Here is a 17,555-nt window from a genome sequence, read left to right on the forward strand (position 1 = left end):
CTTCCCCTTAATTAGAAGCCATTTTATCAGGATCTGTACTCATGATATCAAACAATTGAGTACCTTGAGGAATCTTATTTTTAAAGGGAACAACAACTGAACCAGCTTTTATCAGTCCTGCCCCTTTTTCTGGATTGACAAGGTATTTTTCAAGTTCTTTTGACAAGCCTAAGAGTTGAACCAGTTCTTCTCTATCATTTTTTGCTTGCTTGAGGAGAATCATAAATTCACTATTTGCAATAATCCGTCTACCATTTGGATCTAACAATAAGGTTTCGACGTTTTGAGTTATTCCAGTCGGACTGGCTCCATATTTTCTGACACGACTCCACAATTTAAAGAAGAAATCACTGGCATATTTATCTAATAAGAGAAGCTGCATTTCATCAAAATAAATCCAGGTCTTCTTCCCTAATTTTTGGTTCCGAACGACACGATTCCATATCTGATCAAAAACAACCATAAGGGCGATTTGTTTCAGCTCATCTCCTAACTTCTTAACGTTATAAATCAAGAAATTAGATCCTGTCTGAATATTGGTCTTATGAGAAAAAATATCAAGAGAACCTTCGACATACAGTTCCATATCAAGTGCCAAATTCTGCGCTTCTTCTTCTGGTTGTTGACTCAATACAAAGACCCATTCTTCCAAAGAAGGCTCTTTAAATGACTGATAGGTGAGCCTCGTAACTCGGTCGATAATCGATTTTTCTCTTCCATCCATTTTTCTATCCAATAACTTGCCGATAAAGGATAAAAGAAATTCTGATTTTACCTTTACAGGATCTTCATCCATATTTTCCTCAGACAAGTCAAGGACATTGAGATAGGTTTGGGAATCAGGCGCAATATCAATCATTTCTCCCCCAAAAGTCCGTCCAATGACACTGTACTCTGCTTCTGGATCCACGATGATAATTTCAGTATTTTCACCAGATTCCTTGATTTTGGTCGTGATAATTTCATGCTTGGTTGCCATCCCTTTCCCTGCTCCAGATGTTCCTAAAATCAGACCAGACGGTGTATTTAATAGGCTGCGATCAATGGTAATAATATTACTTGATATTTGATTGATACCGTAATATTTCCCACTACGGTCTTGTAGGTCTACTGAAGTCCAAGGTGAGTTCACTGCTATATTGGACGTTAATAAACTCCGTGATACTCCCTCTAAAAAATCACAACCAAATGGCAGCAAACTATTAAAGGCTGCTTCTTGCATATATGGTAGTTTATCAATCATTAGGTCATTTGAACCGGCCACTTGTTGGATAGTGTCTAGGGCTTGTTTAAGTTCTTCTTCATCCTGACCAAAAACACCAATCAAGAAGACTGTTTGAAACAGTTTATCTCCTGTCTCGGTCATGGTTTTTAAGAGTTCCTCAGCTTCATCGATATTGCTTTCTAATACATGACCTACTTTTTCCAAATAGATACCTGTACGAGCTAGTTTTTGTTGTTCCCCAATCTTTTGGGATTCCATCAAGGTCTTCTTTGTTCGTAGTTTCTTCATGGCATCCGCCTTAGTCGAACTTTGAGCATGAAGGCTCACAATCAATTCCAAATCTCCTTGCATGAGGTCTCGGATAAACTGATCCCCTAATTCCATGCCGTAGTCTCTCACATAGACAATCTGTAATAAGCGGTCATTGATTTGTAGGTAATTCTTGTTTTTAAAATCCAAGAGATTAGGTGCTATGAAGTGACGAGTTGTCTGACCCGATCTCGTTAAATCACGGTAAGAAAAAGGAAGATGGTGTTCTCCTCTAAGCATATCTGCCAACAAGTTGACACGGTCTTCTCCAGCCAAGGATTCAAATCGAGCATCAATTTCTGAGAAACCACTCTTGAAATATTCTCCAATTTGAGACAAGGAACGATAAGCTTGTTTGGGATTAGAATCCTTTCTACCAAAGCTAATCAGTTTCACAGCTGAAAAGTTATTTTCACCACTGTCTAAATTTTGATTCATCATTCGATTCAATTCTTTACGATAGGTATCATACCCATCTTCTTTCTCCTCATACAGAACACTCTGTCTAAACTTTTCTAAATTCAATCTTTTATTAAAGATGGTCAATTGGAAGTTGGTTTGGTCATCTAAAGAGTTAATCAAATCAGAATACTTCTCAATGATTGCGCCCTTATCTTCTAAACCAACGGTCTGGTAATTGACATCACCAAGTAAATAGCTTTGTGAGAAATAATCTTCTTTTACCTGCATCAGACCATTTTGATACAGGGCTTGATAGGAAAGAGTATTAGCCGTTGAGGGTAACACTTCCTCTTTTTTCCCTTTAACTTCTTTCTGATTAGTCATTGAAGTTTTTTGTTTCTTTAATGTATTTGATTTTCTTTTCATGTTCAGATCCTTTCTTTCCTGTAATTGTGCGTAGGGGAACCGTTAATTCAAAATGAAGACGGTATTTCAAATAATGTTCAAAATATAAATCATTGGGTTTATAGACTCCAAAAAGCATGAGGGGGATGGTAAAGGCAAACACAAAACCGTAAACAAACCAATCTCCAAATTGCCAGAAAAAGAGATTCAAGCCCAAAACAATAATTGTGACAATAAAGGCTGGTAAAACAAAGATGATTTGTCTTGTGGTGAAACCTAACCAAGCCCTGTGTTGGTATTTTGAGATGTCTTTAAAGACACGTGTATTCATGACTTTCCTTTCTAAAAAGGCTAAGAAGCAATCACTTCCTAGCCTTTATCTAATTACATACCTAAAATTGAGCGAGCCGTACGTTGAGAACCAACGAGGGCAATAATTAGTAAGATAGCTTGTACCAAACTACCAAACATAATCGCAAGTGATTGCAGGACTCCTGCACCATTTGAAACAGCTATTTTTCCAGCAGATTCAAACAAAGGAACAAGAGAAACAATCAGAAAAATAAGAACCCCTTGTACCGCATAGACCATAATATTTTTTAAATAGCCAATACCAATAGACTTCCATTCATCACTTAAAAATGTTGGAATCGTAAGAGGGGCAAATGGGATCATAAGGTAGAGTTGAATAAATCGAATAGATACTAAAAGATTAACCATGGCTGCACTTACTATCCGAACAAGCCAAATGAGGAGGGCAAAAAAGCCCACAATCATCCGGCCAATAAATCCTGAACCTTTTAATCCAGAGATGGTATCATACTTTGCCCCACCGTGAGCCACAATCGAGGCCACTTGTTCAATGGCGTGACTCGCAATCCCGATGATGGCTTCTACAATAACGGTAGTGTTGGTAATTACAACTGCGACCATAATATAACTAATCAACATCGGCGCTAAGGCTTCAAAGGTCATCGCTCCACCAGAGTTAGCAATTTTCTTTGCCATCTTCGAAAATTCTAGGATGAGAACAACTGATAAAATCGCAACTCCAAGAGGCTGCATGACACTTTTAGTAATACTAGACATATAAGTCCAAACAGTTGGATTGTAGCTAGATAGAGATTTAATCAGATCTACCGTAGATTGTAAATCCACATTAAATCCTTCAAATAAATTTTCAGCTGATATTTTTTCAGATGCAAGGTAAACAAAGGGTGAGACTAAACTAAGATTCATGTCATTGTTTATCCTCCTAAATTGAAATTTGAGTTACAAAGGCTCCAGCAGCTCCGACCATAACACCACCGACAATTTCAAGAATGGCATTTCGAACACCTGGTCCACCATCTTTAATGTTGGTTGCAAGATTGACAATCCCCACAACAACGAGAAAGGCACCAACCGCAATCAATCCCTTCTGCAATAAAGACATAGCTTGTGCAAACATAGCACTTGCGTCAACTCCATAAACAAAACCTTTAAAATGCGTAATCATCTATTTCCTCTTTTCTATTTTTATTTTAAACTAGATTCAAAAGTTAAATCACGAATTTTAAGGCCTTCAAGATGATTTTCTTGTCTTTGATTCAAAGGATTGATTTGATAGTTCCACCACCGTTCATCGGTTTCTTGATTGGCTAGGTACTTCCAGTTTGGATGCTTAGTAGAATTGTATTTTTTGCTTTTAAAGACAGGCATATTGGCAATTCGAACCAAGCATTCATGCCGTTTCATATTTCCGACTTCATCAGGTGTCATTAAATCACGAGCAATCTTTTGATGAGAAAGGGATCCTGAACCTGTCTGGCCAAAGGAACGACTAGTATTTCGAACATCAATGGTTTGTTTACCGAGTAAGCCACTCATAAATTTAAAGGTATCTTCATCATTCCCACCTAAGTAGACTAAGCTATCACAGTTCCCCAAAATGGTTTTCCAAGCTTCTTTTTCTTTATAGAGCCCTTGAAGTTGGGCAATATTTTGTAGAATAGGAACGAGACTCATGTTCCGAGAGCGGACTGTTGAGGTTTGTTCAGCAAAATCTGGGATTTCTCCGATATTTGCGAACTCATCTAAGTAAACTCTCACATGAAGAGGCAATTGACCCTTAAAATCAATATCTGCTTGTCTTGTTAGGGTTTGAAATGCGGTTGAAAAAAAGAGGGCTGAAAGAAAGCGAAAGGTACTATCGTTATCTGGGATAACTAAGTAAACCATTGATTTTTCCTGGCCCCATGTCTTCATATCGAGGGTATCTCTTTTGGTCAAATCCATGACACTTTGAATATTGAAGAGGGCAAATTTAGCAGTGGTTACAGCTATAACAGAATCCAGAGTCTTATCCTTATAATTTTGGAAATCTGCCCAATTTCGCATGGTAAAATTTTCAGTCCCATACTTTTTAGCATAATTTTCAAATAGAATTTCTAAGACACTTTTTTCTTGGTTTTCACCTTTGGATAAGTGTTTAATGAGTTTTGAGATTTCAGCAAAACTTGGATAACGCCCTCGTTTTTTTCGCTCTTCCACTTCTTTTTTTTGACGTTTCAACAAGTTTTGGTATTCTGTTTGACTCAAACGACTTTCTTCTATGAGCTGTTCTCTTGTTTTAGGTGGGTTATAGAAATCGACCAAGTAAGAGGCTAAAGCTCGTACCAAAGTCATAGAAGCTTCATCCCAAAATGGATCACTACGGGAGCCAGAGCCTTTGGTGTTATTGAAATAAACCGTCAGCATGCGATTCAAATCATTTTCTGTCTCTATATAGCGAAAAGGATTGAAGCCATCTGAGTTCTTCATATTAACTAAATCTAACACCTTTACTTGGTAGCCATGTTCTAAAAAGAGTTTGCCTGTTTTTTCGGCCAAGTGATCTTTAGGATCCACTACAATATTAGAACTATTCATCTGAATCAGATTGGGTTTCACAAAGCGAAATGTCTTCCCACTTCCTGAACCTCCGATCACCGCAATATTCTTATTTCTATCATATTGGGGTGGTTTTTTATCTAATAATGTCAAACGAACATCTTGAGCTAAGATCGTATCATGAGAAAATTCCTTACCGTAAAAGAGATTCTTTTCTTTTAGAGTTCCAAAACGGGCGCTCCCGTATTCTACTCCTTCTCGATATTGTTTCTTACCGGTCTCTAGATAGAGATAAACCAGCAACATCATCACAAAGCCTAGTAGAAAAAAAGCACTTGATTTTCCAGTGAAAGAAATATTCCATGGCGACTGAAGAACTTCCTCTTGACCTTCCATCAGGAGACGAGTCCATTTATCTAAAGTATTTCCAGTATAGGAATCATACAAAAGCGTCAAACGATGAAAAAGATAGCCTAGTAAGATGCCTAACAGTGAGAATAGTAGGAATTTCTTTCCACTGTACATCATCTCACCATCTCTTTCTGTTTGACGGCCCCTTCTTGTCTAAAGGTAATTTGGGATTTAGCCTCATCAATTGCATCGTCTAATGACTTATCCATGGTAAAATCAGCTAATTTCTCCGGATCATTAACCATTTTTTCTAACAGATGGTCTAAATGATTGTCTAGAATCGAACGGTCTTTCGTGTAGAAATGCAGAGAATCTCCTTGCCAAGCGATGGCTAAAGGAATCTCTTCTTTTTCTAAAAAAGCTTTAAATTTCTCTATATCAATTGGTTTGTCTAAGAAATCTTTTTTCAGATTAATCGTATCAATCGAATAAGGAGATTGTAGCAATTCTTCTAATTTCTGCACCCCTATCTTATAGGCGGAATCCTGTGCTAAAGCCTGACGTCTAGACCATTCTAGAATCTTTAAAAGACTTTTGACAGTGAATAAAAGACTACGCTCAGCATATTGAACTGCCATTCGTTCCTGTTGTTCAGAGGACATCTGATGCCTCCTTCTTCACAAATAGCAGCTTTTCTTCCTTATAACGATAAGCTATCAATTTCTGACGTTGCTTAATCGACTTGACAACCTTCAGTAGATCTCTCGAATAAGGTTCTCGAAGAGTAACTTCTACTGCTTTCCCATTAAAGATACCAACACGTTTAAATTCAATGTAGTCTTTTTTGAGATGTCCTAAGCCCATACCAAAAGGAAAGTGATGAATCAATTGGATGGTACAACCACCTTTATTTCCCATTTGTTTCAAATCATACAAGTTTACTACCTTCATGATTAACTCCTTTATCTAGTTTGTCGCATCGTTTAAGTCTGGTAACGATAAACTCCGTGTCTGTTAGAAAATTCTCACACACGTCTTGTGCCAGTTGCCCTTCACAGGGAAATACTCTCAGTCCCTACTTACACAGGCACGCTAATCAAGACGGAGTGGATTCAATTTTCAAAGAACAGGTAGCTTTATTATAGATAAGAGTAGTTGAAATTTTTATCACATTTCTTATTTTTCTGTCGAGCTAAATTCATATTAATCAAAGACCTTTGAAATAAAAGACTAACATTGTTACATAACGTTAGCATTTCATTTCCCTAAAACAAGCTAATTTGGTCTAAAAAAGCAGCAAACTATAAACTAGTAGGTTCCACACCAAATGTAGCCCCATACTGCCCCATAAGTCCGATTTATAGCGTACCATCCCTAAAAACATTCCCAATGAAACATACAAACACCAAGCTAGAATGGTTCCTGGATGATGAGCTAAAGTGAACAAAACACTTGTCAACGCAATTCTGATATCTAATTTTTTGACCAAGTTCCATAAAATTTCTCGATACAAAAATTCTTCAACCATACTCGCATTGATTAAAAACAATAAAAATGAAAACCAAGGAACTTGATGTTGAAGCCCAACTAAGTTTGCTTGATTCGTGCTTCCTTGAGCATGAATCAGACTAAAACATAGACTTATAATCAGTAGGCTGACAAATCCAATACCAAGCCATTTTATCCTAGTTTTCATATTAACCTTGATCACTTGTTTTCGTTGACCATACATCCATAAAAAAGAAATGAGCGACGCTCCATAGAGAATCTGTAGTATAGTTAACTCACCGATACAAAGCAATTTCAGTAAGTATAGAGATACCAATAGGACATTTACTTGTTGGAATATATAAACTGGAATTATTCTTTTCATAGTTACCTCCGAAATAAATCTTCATAATCTAAATCTAATACCTGCACAATCCTTTCTACCCATGGACTTTGAGGCATTCGTTGTTCCATCTTATAGTGGCGAATCTTTTGATACAAACGATTCAATTCACTTGGATAGTGAAACTCTCCCGCAAACATTTTTCTGGTTAACTCAATCCAGCTGATATTTCTTTCAGCCAAAATAATGGACAAGTTCTCCCAAAATCGTTCAGCCATATTGCTTCTCCTTTAGTTAGATAAATAATGTGTTTGTGCCATGTAAATCAATTGTTTCGTATCTCTTGGCAATAAAGCTCTAACCTCTTCCAAATTCAGATTTGGATAAACCCGCTTATTTGAAACCGCAAGAGGAAGTCTGATGTTTAGTTCAGGATTTTTTAAAATCATCTCAACGAAATCCGTTAATCTTAAATTGTCACGGTTCTTAAATCGTAATAAATTGGGAGATAAAAACTCGAAACAATCTGAAGAATAGCTCATCATCTCAATTAATTTGTCCTTTGTCATTTCAGAAACTGAATGACAAGATACCTCGATGCCATAGTTTTGGAAGAATTCTAAAAGAAGTTGATTTCTATGGTTATTTTTACTTAGATAGAGATCAATCATGGGAGACCTCCCAAAGTTTCGGTTCCATTTGATATTCTGAGACTATTAAGGAATCTAATAAATTTGCGAAGTTAATCGGTTGCTTGTCTTCATCATAAGCTTTTACAGTTACTTGGGTTGTAAGTATTCCCTCTTTTCCCTCGGATCGATAGCCTTGCCCATATAAAACAAAAACAATATTATGATTATCATCTACAAAGGCATCAGCTCCGTTCTTTATATCCTGACTTTCAAGGAATTCCATAATGTTTTGAAGATAGGATTCATAAAATAGTGGGTAGTTGTGTTTTTTATGGTAATAATCTAAAAATTTCACTTCAAACTCACATGGATAATTGGGCATCAAAAATATTTGTTCATCCAGTTGTTTGATTTCTGCGTCATGTAATTCTGTTTCTAATTCATCACAATCTAGTATTGATTCTTTATTTAATGCTTTCATCTTTTTCCTCTACTTCTTTTAATTTCTTTGCGATTGCGGCAATCACAGGAACGGTTACACTATTACCAGCTTGTTTATAGAGCTGACTATTACTAGAGACTTTTCTAGCAGCTTCAAAAGCCCAATCAGGAAATCCCTGCAGTCTAAAACACTCTTTAGGGGTGATTCTTCGTATCCTCAAACGGTAAAATTGCCCATCAATTAAGACACCGGCTACATGATAAACTTGCTTATCTTCCCCTTCATAGCTAGCCACTACTACTCCCATTTGCCCACTAGTTGTTAACGTATTCGCTATACCTTTTCCAACTCTACCACGACGATACTGAGAACTTGGTCTTTCTAAATTGATTGAATCCCCAATCTCTGCTTGAGCATATCCTTTTTTCGTTGCTTCCCGGACTTTTAGAAATTGGATTGGTTCTGGAATTAGTATTTTGGGGATTTTATCTCCTCCTTGCATCGTAGTCAGTGTTGGAGATAAGCCCTCACTTCCATAGACGCGACCAGTTTCCTTAAAGCTAGTTGGTAAATCTCCAACAACGACAATACCATGGCGATCCTGAGTATTTAAAGTAAACATCACCTCTTGATTATCCTTGAAACGTCTACCATTTTGTCTTTTGTCTAATCTATCTGGTGTCATACAAGGAATCGCAACTTTAAATCCTTCTCCTTTACCACGAACTAAGGTTGGCGCAAGACCTTCTGAATAATAGACTTTACCGCTCATTCCACTTTTTGATGGATTCAAATTCCCTAATGTTTTTAAAATCTCAGAGTTAGTTGCTTGACCTTCTCGTCTGAAAGGAAATAAGAGTCTGGTACCTTTCTTTCTAGAATGTCCGATAATAAACACCCTCTCTCTGTTTTGGGGAACGCCAAAATCCTTACTGTTAAGCACCTGCCACTCAACATCAAACCCCAACTCATCAAGTGTGGTAAGGATTGTGGTGAACGTCCGTCCCTTATCGTGATTGAGTAGGCCTTTAACATTTTCAAGAAAAAGAAAACGTGGTTGGATTTGTTTGGCCGCCCGAGCAATTTCAAAGAACAGAGTGCCTCTAGTATCTTCAAATCCCAATCGTCTTCCTGCGATTGAAAATGCTTGACAAGGGAATCCCCCACAGACGACATCGACTTTCCCTCTAAGTTTTTTAAATTCGTCATCTGAAACATCTCGTATGTCATGAAATTCTATTTCTCCTTCCGTTTGAAAAATGGACTTATAAGATTTCCTAGCAAATTTATCAATCTCACAAAATCCAATACATTCGTGTCCGACACTTTCCATTCCAAGTCGAAAGCCACCGATACCTGAAAATAAATCAATAAATCTCATTTCTTTATCACCCCTTTCTTATCAACTATCATTGTCAGAACTGTCACTCCACTTGAAATGACAATGAGTATAACTAATATCCACTCGATTGGCGACATTTTAACCACCTCCTTTTCTAACACGGTTATTCCAAACAGAATACAAGCCGTTAAACACAAATTCAGCCAAAACTTCCGCTCGTCTAACAAAGCGAACATTGTCAAGAGCATACTGATAGATTCTCTCAAAATAGGTTGAGAATTCCTATCCTCCTCATCCTCAATAAATAAAGAATCAGTCTCACTATATTTAGTCTCACTAACTTCAGTCTCACTAGGGGCTGAATGTGAGACGGGGGGCGTTTCATTTTCAACCTGCCCTAGTCTTTTTTTAACACTAGGCCTGTTCGGACTAGCTACTGGGGTAGAAGACAACTCCCCTAAATAAATCTTATTAGCTAGCCTCCCTTTCTCACTTGAAGACTGTTGGACTTCATCAATTAGGTCATATTCTTTAAGAGTTTTTTTGATGGACAGTAATTTTGACTTCGAACAACCTAACAGCCTCATCAGTTTAGAATTAGAAAATACTAAATAAACCGCCCCTTCTTCATCTATCCAACCACGACTAAGAGATAATTCTAAACGATCTTTTAAAATAGAATAACCCACCTTTACTTCTAGTTTCATATCCATATATTTCTCATCCTCAAAAAGAATTTTAGGTAATTTGTAATACCGTTCTGAAGTTTGGTATTGATTTGCGGTAATTCGTTTCATAGCGCTCCTCCAAGTTCTTTGAGTATTAAATCTCCACTTGATTCCAATCGAACCAAGCCATTTTTTTCTAATTCAGCCATAAGAGAGATGGCTTCAACAATGTCAATTCCCATTTCACGTACTAAAAATGAAATGACAATATAGCGTGATGATTGTAGTTCTTTTGTCATTTTCCCTCCTGAAAATAAAAAAACGGAAAGATTGTGAAATTCCTTTCCGTAACATAATAAATATTTGAACACCAAACTCAACACCAAAAAAATGTTTTTATTGATGATTATTGCTCAATCAAGCATATATAACAATGTGAAGAATTAAAATCTAAACCAATAAAAACCCTTGAATTTCAAGGGCTTTAAGCATTTATTCTACTTCACAATGTTTTATTATTTTAAATCTTCTAGACCAACCATTGAATAGTAGCCATTGAGTTTTTTTCCTTTCATAGCAAGGGTTTAGAGCCCCTATTTTATTATCGTTTGAACATAAAATGAATGATGTTCAAACAGTTCTTGCTTTATAACATAGAAATCTAATTTATATTATATCATGACTTCTTTATTTTGTCTGCTCTTGTTTCCAGATTAAGAAACTTTTAAATCCGATTAAAATTCCAATCTTTTGCTATTCACTCATTTATCTTTCTACAAAACTGCAACGTAATGAAAAACTGCCAATGCTTATTTTCCCCATACTTGACTTTCTCTATCTTTTTTTGTAAGATATATGTAATACAACAACATTACAAGGAGAAATACTATGTCAACACTTACACGAGACCGAGTTTATAACTTCCGAGTCAATAACCAACTATTCGAAGAAGCAAAAAATATTCTAGAAAGCAAAAACATCAGCCTTTCAGATGCTCTCAACCTTTTTGTAGAACAAATCGTCCTTGAAAAAGGTCTCCCAATTAAGACAGCCGACCAACTCAAAGCAGAAGTCTTCCTAGGCGAACTCAAAGCAGAACTAGATAAAGGCTACCAAGACATCATCGAAGGACGTCTCTACGACGCAGACGAGGTCTTTTCAAAGTATGGACTATAAAGTACGCTTTACAGAACAAGCTAGACAAGACTTAGACGATATTTTCATCTATTACTCCACAGAGTTCAGTGAAAACATAGCCAAGAAAGTCATCACTCGCCTCCAACAAACCAGCAACCTACTCATGTTCTCACCAGAGGGTGGTATTAACTTTGATCATAAAATCGGATACTCCCTCTATCAAGGAAACTCGCTCAGAATGATTGTCTCTAAACAATACCTACTCTTTTACCTCATTCATGAAAAAGAAGTCCATATCCTGAGAATTATCAATTCACGCACCGACTACCTAAACCAACTCGACCACCTCTTTCAACATATCCAAGACTGAGAAGTAAGCTCTCAGTCTTTTTATCTACTGCAAATCGCTTGCAGATGAAAAATCATAAACAAGAATTTTTTATAATGAAATGAAATAAAATATGAACAAATCAATTTCTAATAATATTTTAGAAGCCACACTGTATTATTCTAACTTCAATCTTTTGTATTACTAAGGTGCAATACTTTTTACGAGGTTCTTATGTCCTCTTCTTGTTTCAATTGACTATAAAACAAAACCACACAATGTTTCTTTCAGCTTCATTGAGTATAAAACTGAAATTATCACTGTGTGGTTTTATTTTAAAGCTAGTTTTTGTCTAGCATCATATTAAATAGCTATTTGTTATATTCATTTAAACAAAGGATCAAAGAAACCATCTGTATTTTTAAGAAGGGCTTTGAATACTTTAGATTTCAAATTCTCAGTATTTGAGTAGTTTCCAGCTTTCTTGAGGTCTTCTGTGACAGCTTTGTCGAATAAGGCTTTCAATTCGTTATAATTGTGAATGGTTTGTCCATCAATTGTAATCTCTGTGAATCCTTTTTCAGCTCTGGCTTTAACATCATGATACCAATGTTTCTTCCAATCTTCAAGGTTTAAGAATTGGTTGTTTGAAACTTTTTTGATAATGAAATCATCACCCAATCTACCTTGGTTTTGTTTATCCGCTTCACCTTGGTATTTGCTAGATACATATCCGATAAATCCATTTGCATAGCCAAAGTAACCCCACATACGGAAGGCATTATGCTTGAATGATAATGAACCTGGAGCACCTTTGCTTGTATTACCACCATAAATACCAGCCATCATTTGAACATTAACATATGCTGAGTTAGGCGTGAAGTCCTCTGGTCGGAACACACCATTGCCAGGATTATTATGTTTAGTCATAAAGTTATTATCAACCAAATCATCAATACTTGCCAATGGCTTAGTTTTCTCTCCGTCATTTAGGTCACGAACTCTATCCCATTGATGTGGAGCGGTTAATTTATTTAAACTATCAACATGTCTATCGACCCTGTCAATTTTTTTGAACCACTTGCTATTGTCCCCTTTAATTTTAGGAAGTACAGCATCAGCTTCTACATGATCAAGCAACATCATAGCTTCATTGTAGTTTCTCATGTAGCGGTCAATGTCATCACGTGTCTTTAATTTGTCAGGATCTGGGTTGTACCATTGGTTACCATCATTTTCACGATGATAGGCCATGTTAAGACCTAGAGCACCATATTCACCGTTACTTGTAGATTTATCCGGTGTTTGCAACATACCTTGTGCATAGGCTTCAACGTCTGTACCTTGGCGGTGTCTATGACCACCGAAGTAAAGCATTCTATCATTTACGTGTGTTGTTTCGTGAGTAAAGGCTGAAATACCAAACGGACTAATCATATCCGTTACCATGAACAAGACCTTGTCATCATTATTTGGATTAGGGAATATTGAGGCCATAGCGCCCATACGCCAGTCTCTATCATGGTGTCTCCATGTTGGACCATATAATTCACGAATTGGGGCTACAGGGTTACCCTTACTGTCAAATCCTCGACGACCTACAGGGGAACCATTGTAGGTCTGGTTATCCCAAACTGGTGTCGGTACCATATTTTGACTCTTAAGAAGTCTATCACGAACATTAGGTAGAGCTAATCTTGACCAGAAATCAAGATAAGTTTGTTGCCCTTTAGCAACTTTATCAATTTCTTTCTTAAATTCATTTCTAGATTCTTCTGTTAACTTACCATATTTCTCAAATGAACTATAAGCCATTGTATTATAGGTTGAAATTAAGAACATATGAGCTTTCTTCAAGTTGAGCAATGGTAAAATCATACGTCCATGAACGCCGTTATCTAGCCCATCAAAGACTCTATGACGTTTATTAATAAAGTCAGGATTTGTAGTTTGAGGTTCTGAAACATAAACATTCTTAGCTGAGTGGATAAACCAATCATTGATGTCTTTATCCTCTGTAAACAAACGCATGTTGTATTCTAAGAAGTTACGTAAATTACCTTTACCAGTGTTACCTGAGATGATCTCACGGTAAGCATCCTGAGTCCGATCCCCCTTCAAGTTCTTTTCACTCGAACCGATGTTGATGAGTCTGTCAATAACACTTGGTGTCTTACCATAAAAGTCAGGTTTAAACATCATGATGTTTTTTATACTCATGTCACCGTATTTAATATCATAGTAACGATTGAGATAAGTCAGAGCCATCATGATTTTAGCTTTATTGGTTTCTACTTTCTTGAGAAGTGCTTTTATCGCAGCTTCATCACCATTCAATTGATGGTCTTCGTTTTCAACAATAGCTTTAACTAGTTTGTCAAGATTTTCTTTCACGTCCGCAAAGCTTTCTTCAAAGAATAGATCTTTAATATAACCATTCTTACGTTCATCCGAATTAGCATTAGAATCTCTAGATGTATCTCGTTTATCCATCAAGGCACGGACTTCTTGTGAAATCAATTCTACACTTGATAATTGAGCTTTAACATCAGCAATCAATTTATCACGATTTTTAACAACCATATTCGGTGTATAAACAACATTTTGTCCAGCAATCGCATACTCACGAACTTGTTTCACTTTGGAATCAGCATTAGCAGTTACAAACATTTCTTCTTTAGTGCCATCTGCATAGTGAATCATTATTTTATCGATATCCGATAAATCGGTCACGAATTGACCATCCTTCATTCCCGTAACAGAAAGGACTTCTTTCTTAGCTAAGTTTGAATCTTCTGCAAGTTTGTTACCTTGGTTGACAATCCATTCTTTATTATAAAATGGTTGAAGTTTCTCAATATTACGATAAGCCAAATCACGTTCGGATTTGTAGTCTTGAGTTGATTTGTATTCCTCTGATTTTGGTGCTGTACGGTTAAGCGTATCTTCAGGAAGAGCACTAATTTCAAATCCACTAGCTGTTATATTGTACCCTGTAATTTTCTTATTAGCTTCTTCTAAACTAATTTCTTTAACACGTTTAGAACGTTGATATGAAGAGGCTCCTGTACTCATATCACGAACAACGAAATCATTTTCAAGTCTATTACCTGAGAAGTAACCACCTTCGTCATCTATATTTCTTGAACCATAGAAGATCTCACCTTTAGAAACTTTCACCATTGATACGTTATCTTCAATTTGCCCTAATACCCAGTTAGAACTGATAAACCCACCAACATCAACTGGATTATCAATGTCAATTGTACCTTTAGCAACTGAATGACGAACAGAACCCTCTTTTCCTACAGTGAAATTATCCATACCATTATCAGATTTCGCGACAAGTCCAGCAGCTCTAGCTCGTTTACCTGTGATTGTTACATCAGCATATGCTCTATCTAAGTTACCTTTCCAAATTTCACCAGCAATACCAGCTAAATTCCCATCACGATCACCAACAGCCTGCAATTTACCGATAAATGCCACATTTCTTAACAGGCCACCACGATCAATCTTATTAACAATACCAGCAATACTATTGTTTCCAAGAATGCTACCAGTAACCTTGATATTCTCAACTGTCGCATTTTTAACAGTCTTAGCAAGTGCTGAAATATCATTAATCCAAGGCATATTGATATTAACGTTTGCTAAGTTAATATTTTTAACTGAACCGCCTTCGATACCACCGAATAATTGACGTTTCATGTTATGAATTGAATACTGGTTTCCTTCTACACTGGTCAATGTACCTCTAAATGTCCCAGGTACATATTCTTTATTAGGCGTTGGTACATTTTCTGCATTCAAATCTGCTCCGATTTTAAATGTACCATTTTTATCAGCATTCATAGCATCCACTAAATCTTTAAAATTATAGTAAACATTATCAACCTTAGGACGAGGTTTTTCAATGTAATGAATGTATTCATTTCTGGTTTTAGATGGGTCAACATGTTGAATCAAATCTTGAGCAGTTGCTGTAATTTTATAAAGTTCTTTTTCTTTTTCAGTCACCAACTCAATCTTATCAACTGCTAAACGTGTTATTTTATTATCACGACTAGTGATTTTTAAGTACATTTTCTTCACATCTTCATCTGAAGGTTTTTCAGTCATGAAATCACTAGGTGTTTCAGTACCATCGTCATTTACCTTCACTAAATTAGTAGATGCGATATTTTTAATTTCAACTTTTTTCAACTCTAAACGTAAAGGTTTTTCATCCAGTTTAGATGTTTCATCACCTTCACCACGGTTGTAAGTCATTGTTGTTGCAATTTTATAATCTTTGAATAAATCCAAACCTTGAATAGCGTCTGTCAATTTTTCTTTAGATAAATCAACTCGCTTAACAACAGTGTCCCCATCTTTAATCTCAGCTATAATGCTCTTGATTTCAGCATTACCTGTATTTTCAAGAGTGTAATCCAATTTAGCTGAACGATCCATCGCATCTTCTGTTACCTTATCCAAAGTCAAAGTTGGTGCAACTTTTGTAGTATATTCAGGTAACACTTGTTGAACTTCAGGTTCGCCTTTTTCAGTTACAACTGCTTCTGATAAGGCTGGTTGAACCTCAGGTTCCCCTTTTTCAGTTACAACAGCTTCGGGTAAGGCTGGTTGAACTGCTGGCTCCCCCTTTTCAGTGACTACAGCTTCTGGTAACACTTGTTGAACTTCAGGTTCTCCCTTTTCAGTGACTACGGCTTCTGATAAGGCTGGTTGAACTTCAGGTTCCCCTTTTTCAGTTACAACTGCTTCGGGTAAGGCTGGTTGAACTGCTGGCTCCCCTTTTTCAGTGACTACAGCTTCTGATAAAGCTGGTTGAACCTCAGGTTCTCCCTTTTCAGTGACTACAGCTGCTGGTAATTCTGCTTGAACTTCGGGTTCTCCTTTGTCGGTCACGACTGCTTCTGGTAATTCTTGTTGAACTGCAGGTTCGCCTTTTTCAGTTACAACTGCTACTGGCAATTCTGCTTGAATCTCAGGTTCCCCTTTTTCAGTTACAACAGCTTCTGGTAAGGCTGGTTGAACTTCAGGTTCGCCTTTCTCTGCTACAACTTTGGATTGTTCAACTAGCGAAACCGATGAAACCGTTCTCTCATCAAATTCCAAGTAACCAACATATCTGTAACCAGAAATTTGCAACACACCATCACGTCCAGACTCATGGATGTTAGCATTCAAATTAAGTGCTGAAGTAGTTGATAGTGTAACTAAACCTGTCGCCCCTACAATCAAAAATGTAGCTATTTTTTTATTTCTCTTATCTTTTGTAATAACTACAACAAGACTACCGATGGTCAATAAACCAAATACAGTCATAATAGATTGTGATTGACCAGTATTTGGTAGTGCGTCTTTCTCATAAACCAAAGCATATGATTCTTTTGATTCGTCAGGTCTACCTTGTTTGAGCTGATCACGTTCAGTTTGTGTCAAATTACTATAATCCAAGTAGTGATAAGTCGATGCACCAACAATTGACGGAGCGAATAAAAGACTTCCCAAGAATACTGAGCCAACAATACCTTTTATTTTCCTAATGGAAAATTTATCTTTTTTTAATAATGACAATTGTAATCCTCTACCTTTACTTTTTATTT

At 36.6% G+C, this 17,555-nt stretch carries 16 protein-coding genes and 1 pseudogene; 2 read left to right on the top strand and 15 right to left on the bottom strand.

Translation table 11 applies throughout. The features are described 5' to 3' along the window. Window positions 1-7: 7 nt before the first annotated feature. The 14 genes and pseudogenes from HMPREF0851_RS06680 to HMPREF0851_RS15590 form a co-directional block, all read right to left on the bottom strand. Complete coding sequence (locus HMPREF0851_RS06680) at window positions 8-2,320, bottom strand: VirB4-like conjugal transfer ATPase, CD1110 family (RefSeq protein ID WP_001820715.1); 2,313 nt, start codon at window positions 2,318-2,320, stop codon at window positions 8-10. Next, complete coding sequence (locus tag HMPREF0851_RS06685; protein WP_001097591.1) at window positions 2,313-2,672, bottom strand: PrgI family protein; 360 nt, start codon at window positions 2,670-2,672, stop codon at window positions 2,313-2,315. Before HMPREF0851_RS06685 ends, HMPREF0851_RS06680 begins: the two co-directional genes overlap by 8 nt. 53 nt (window positions 2,673-2,725) lie before the next feature. Next, a complete protein-coding gene (locus HMPREF0851_RS06690; RefSeq protein WP_001054257.1) occupies window positions 2,726-3,580 on the bottom strand; it encodes a conjugal transfer protein TrbL in 855 nt (284 codons plus the stop codon). Between the two features lie 16 nt (window positions 3,581-3,596). Further along, window positions 3,597-3,839 (bottom strand): hypothetical protein, encoded by a 243-nt coding sequence (locus tag HMPREF0851_RS06695; protein WP_000627865.1) that lies wholly within the window; start codon window positions 3,837-3,839, stop codon window positions 3,597-3,599. 20 nt (window positions 3,840-3,859) lie between these two features. After that, window positions 3,860-5,737 carry a VirD4-like conjugal transfer protein, CD1115 family gene (locus HMPREF0851_RS06700; protein ID WP_009014197.1) on the bottom strand — a complete coding sequence of 626 codons (1,878 nt, stop codon included), beginning with the start codon at window positions 5,735-5,737 and terminating at the stop codon, window positions 3,860-3,862. Beyond that, window positions 5,737-6,225, bottom strand: a complete 489-nt coding sequence (locus tag HMPREF0851_RS06705) for a hypothetical protein (protein WP_000093677.1) — start codon at window positions 6,223-6,225, stop codon at window positions 5,737-5,739. Before HMPREF0851_RS06705 ends, HMPREF0851_RS06700 begins: the two co-directional genes overlap by 1 nt. Next, entirely contained in the window at window positions 6,215-6,514 is a 300-nt protein-coding gene (locus tag HMPREF0851_RS06710; protein WP_000869757.1) for a hypothetical protein, read from the bottom strand. The genes HMPREF0851_RS06705 and HMPREF0851_RS06710 overlap by 11 nt, the downstream gene beginning before the upstream one ends. A gap of 334 nt (window positions 6,515-6,848) precedes the next feature. After that, on the bottom strand, window positions 6,849-7,436 hold the full coding sequence (locus HMPREF0851_RS06715) for a CPBP family intramembrane glutamic endopeptidase (protein WP_000821306.1): 588 nt from the start codon (window positions 7,434-7,436) through the stop codon (window positions 6,849-6,851). Between the two features lie 2 nt (window positions 7,437-7,438). Beyond that, window positions 7,439-7,672, bottom strand: coding sequence for a hypothetical protein (locus HMPREF0851_RS06720; protein ID WP_000840776.1), 234 nt, complete (start codon window positions 7,670-7,672; stop codon window positions 7,439-7,441). A gap of 12 nt (window positions 7,673-7,684) precedes the next feature. Further along, the gene (locus tag HMPREF0851_RS06725; protein ID WP_000566529.1) at window positions 7,685-8,065 is read right to left on the bottom strand and encodes a hypothetical protein; all 381 of its coding nucleotides are present in this window, start codon (window positions 8,063-8,065) and stop codon (window positions 7,685-7,687) included. Then, window positions 8,058-8,507 carry a hypothetical protein gene (locus HMPREF0851_RS06730; RefSeq protein ID WP_000645880.1) on the bottom strand — a complete coding sequence of 150 codons (450 nt, stop codon included), beginning with the start codon at window positions 8,505-8,507 and terminating at the stop codon, window positions 8,058-8,060. Before HMPREF0851_RS06730 ends, HMPREF0851_RS06725 begins: the two co-directional genes overlap by 8 nt. Further along, the gene (dcm, locus tag HMPREF0851_RS06735; protein WP_001210979.1) at window positions 8,491-9,849 is read right to left on the bottom strand and encodes a DNA (cytosine-5-)-methyltransferase; all 1,359 of its coding nucleotides are present in this window, start codon (window positions 9,847-9,849) and stop codon (window positions 8,491-8,493) included. The genes HMPREF0851_RS06730 and dcm overlap by 17 nt, the downstream gene beginning before the upstream one ends. A 99-nt stretch (window positions 9,850-9,948) precedes the next feature. Next, window positions 9,949-10,607, bottom strand: a pseudogene (locus HMPREF0851_RS06740) (replication initiator protein A). After that, complete coding sequence (locus tag HMPREF0851_RS15590; protein WP_000159601.1) at window positions 10,604-10,777, bottom strand: hypothetical protein; 174 nt, start codon at window positions 10,775-10,777, stop codon at window positions 10,604-10,606. The pseudogene HMPREF0851_RS06740 and the gene HMPREF0851_RS15590 overlap by 4 nt, the downstream one beginning before the upstream one ends. Before the next feature lie 589 nt (window positions 10,778-11,366). On the opposite strand from HMPREF0851_RS15590, the gene HMPREF0851_RS06745 reads away from it, so the two are divergent. Continuing rightward, window positions 11,367-11,654 carry a type II toxin-antitoxin system RelB/DinJ family antitoxin gene (locus HMPREF0851_RS06745; protein WP_000105961.1) on the top strand — a complete coding sequence of 96 codons (288 nt, stop codon included), beginning with the start codon at window positions 11,367-11,369 and terminating at the stop codon, window positions 11,652-11,654. Beyond that, window positions 11,644-11,985 carry a type II toxin-antitoxin system RelE/ParE family toxin gene (locus tag HMPREF0851_RS06750; RefSeq protein WP_000385026.1) on the top strand — a complete coding sequence of 114 codons (342 nt, stop codon included), beginning with the start codon at window positions 11,644-11,646 and terminating at the stop codon, window positions 11,983-11,985. Before HMPREF0851_RS06745 ends, HMPREF0851_RS06750 begins: the two co-directional genes overlap by 11 nt. Window positions 11,986-12,327: 342 nt before the next feature. Here the strand turns inward: HMPREF0851_RS06750 and HMPREF0851_RS06755 are convergent, their stop codons facing one another. Next, complete coding sequence (locus HMPREF0851_RS06755) at window positions 12,328-17,526, bottom strand: ZmpA/ZmpB/ZmpC family metallo-endopeptidase (RefSeq protein WP_000054785.1); 5,199 nt, start codon at window positions 17,524-17,526, stop codon at window positions 12,328-12,330. Between the last annotated feature and the right edge of the window lie 29 nt (window positions 17,527-17,555).

Origin of the sequence: Streptococcus sp. M334, from assembly GCF_000187745.1 — a bacterium.
Classification (GTDB): Bacteria; Bacillota; Bacilli; order Lactobacillales; family Streptococcaceae; genus Streptococcus.

Excerpts from the sequence above, each read along its gene's own strand:
- HMPREF0851_RS06750 (WP_000385026.1), top strand. The coding sequence starts at position 11,644 with ATGGACTATAAAGTACGCTTTACAGAACAAGCTAGACAAGACTTAGAC.
- HMPREF0851_RS06745 (WP_000105961.1), top strand. The coding sequence starts at position 11,367 with ATGTCAACACTTACACGAGACCGAGTTTATAACTTCCGAGTCAATAAC.
- HMPREF0851_RS06720 (WP_000840776.1), bottom strand. The coding sequence starts at position 7,672 with ATGGCTGAACGATTTTGGGAGAACTTGTCCATTATTTTGGCTGAAAGA.
- HMPREF0851_RS06705 (WP_000093677.1), bottom strand. The coding sequence starts at position 6,225 with ATGTCCTCTGAACAACAGGAACGAATGGCAGTTCAATATGCTGAGCGT.
- HMPREF0851_RS06690 (WP_001054257.1), bottom strand. The coding sequence starts at position 3,580 with ATGAATCTTAGTTTAGTCTCACCCTTTGTTTACCTTGCATCTGAAAAA.
- HMPREF0851_RS06730 (WP_000645880.1), bottom strand. The coding sequence starts at position 8,507 with ATGAAAGCATTAAATAAAGAATCAATACTAGATTGTGATGAATTAGAA.
- dcm (WP_001210979.1), bottom strand. The coding sequence starts at position 9,849 with ATGAGATTTATTGATTTATTTTCAGGTATCGGTGGCTTTCGACTTGGA.
- HMPREF0851_RS06725 (WP_000566529.1), bottom strand. The coding sequence starts at position 8,065 with ATGATTGATCTCTATCTAAGTAAAAATAACCATAGAAATCAACTTCTT.
- HMPREF0851_RS06710 (WP_000869757.1), bottom strand. The coding sequence starts at position 6,514 with ATGAAGGTAGTAAACTTGTATGATTTGAAACAAATGGGAAATAAAGGT.
- HMPREF0851_RS15590 (WP_000159601.1), bottom strand. The coding sequence starts at position 10,777 with ATGACAAAAGAACTACAATCATCACGCTATATTGTCATTTCATTTTTA.
- HMPREF0851_RS06685 (WP_001097591.1), bottom strand. The coding sequence starts at position 2,672 with ATGAATACACGTGTCTTTAAAGACATCTCAAAATACCAACACAGGGCT.
- HMPREF0851_RS06715 (WP_000821306.1), bottom strand. The coding sequence starts at position 7,436 with ATGAAAAGAATAATTCCAGTTTATATATTCCAACAAGTAAATGTCCTA.
- HMPREF0851_RS06680 (WP_001820715.1), bottom strand. The coding sequence starts at position 2,320 with ATGACTAATCAGAAAGAAGTTAAAGGGAAAAAAGAGGAAGTGTTACCC.
- HMPREF0851_RS06700 (WP_009014197.1), bottom strand. The coding sequence starts at position 5,737 with ATGTACAGTGGAAAGAAATTCCTACTATTCTCACTGTTAGGCATCTTA.
- HMPREF0851_RS06695 (WP_000627865.1), bottom strand. The coding sequence starts at position 3,839 with ATGATTACGCATTTTAAAGGTTTTGTTTATGGAGTTGACGCAAGTGCT.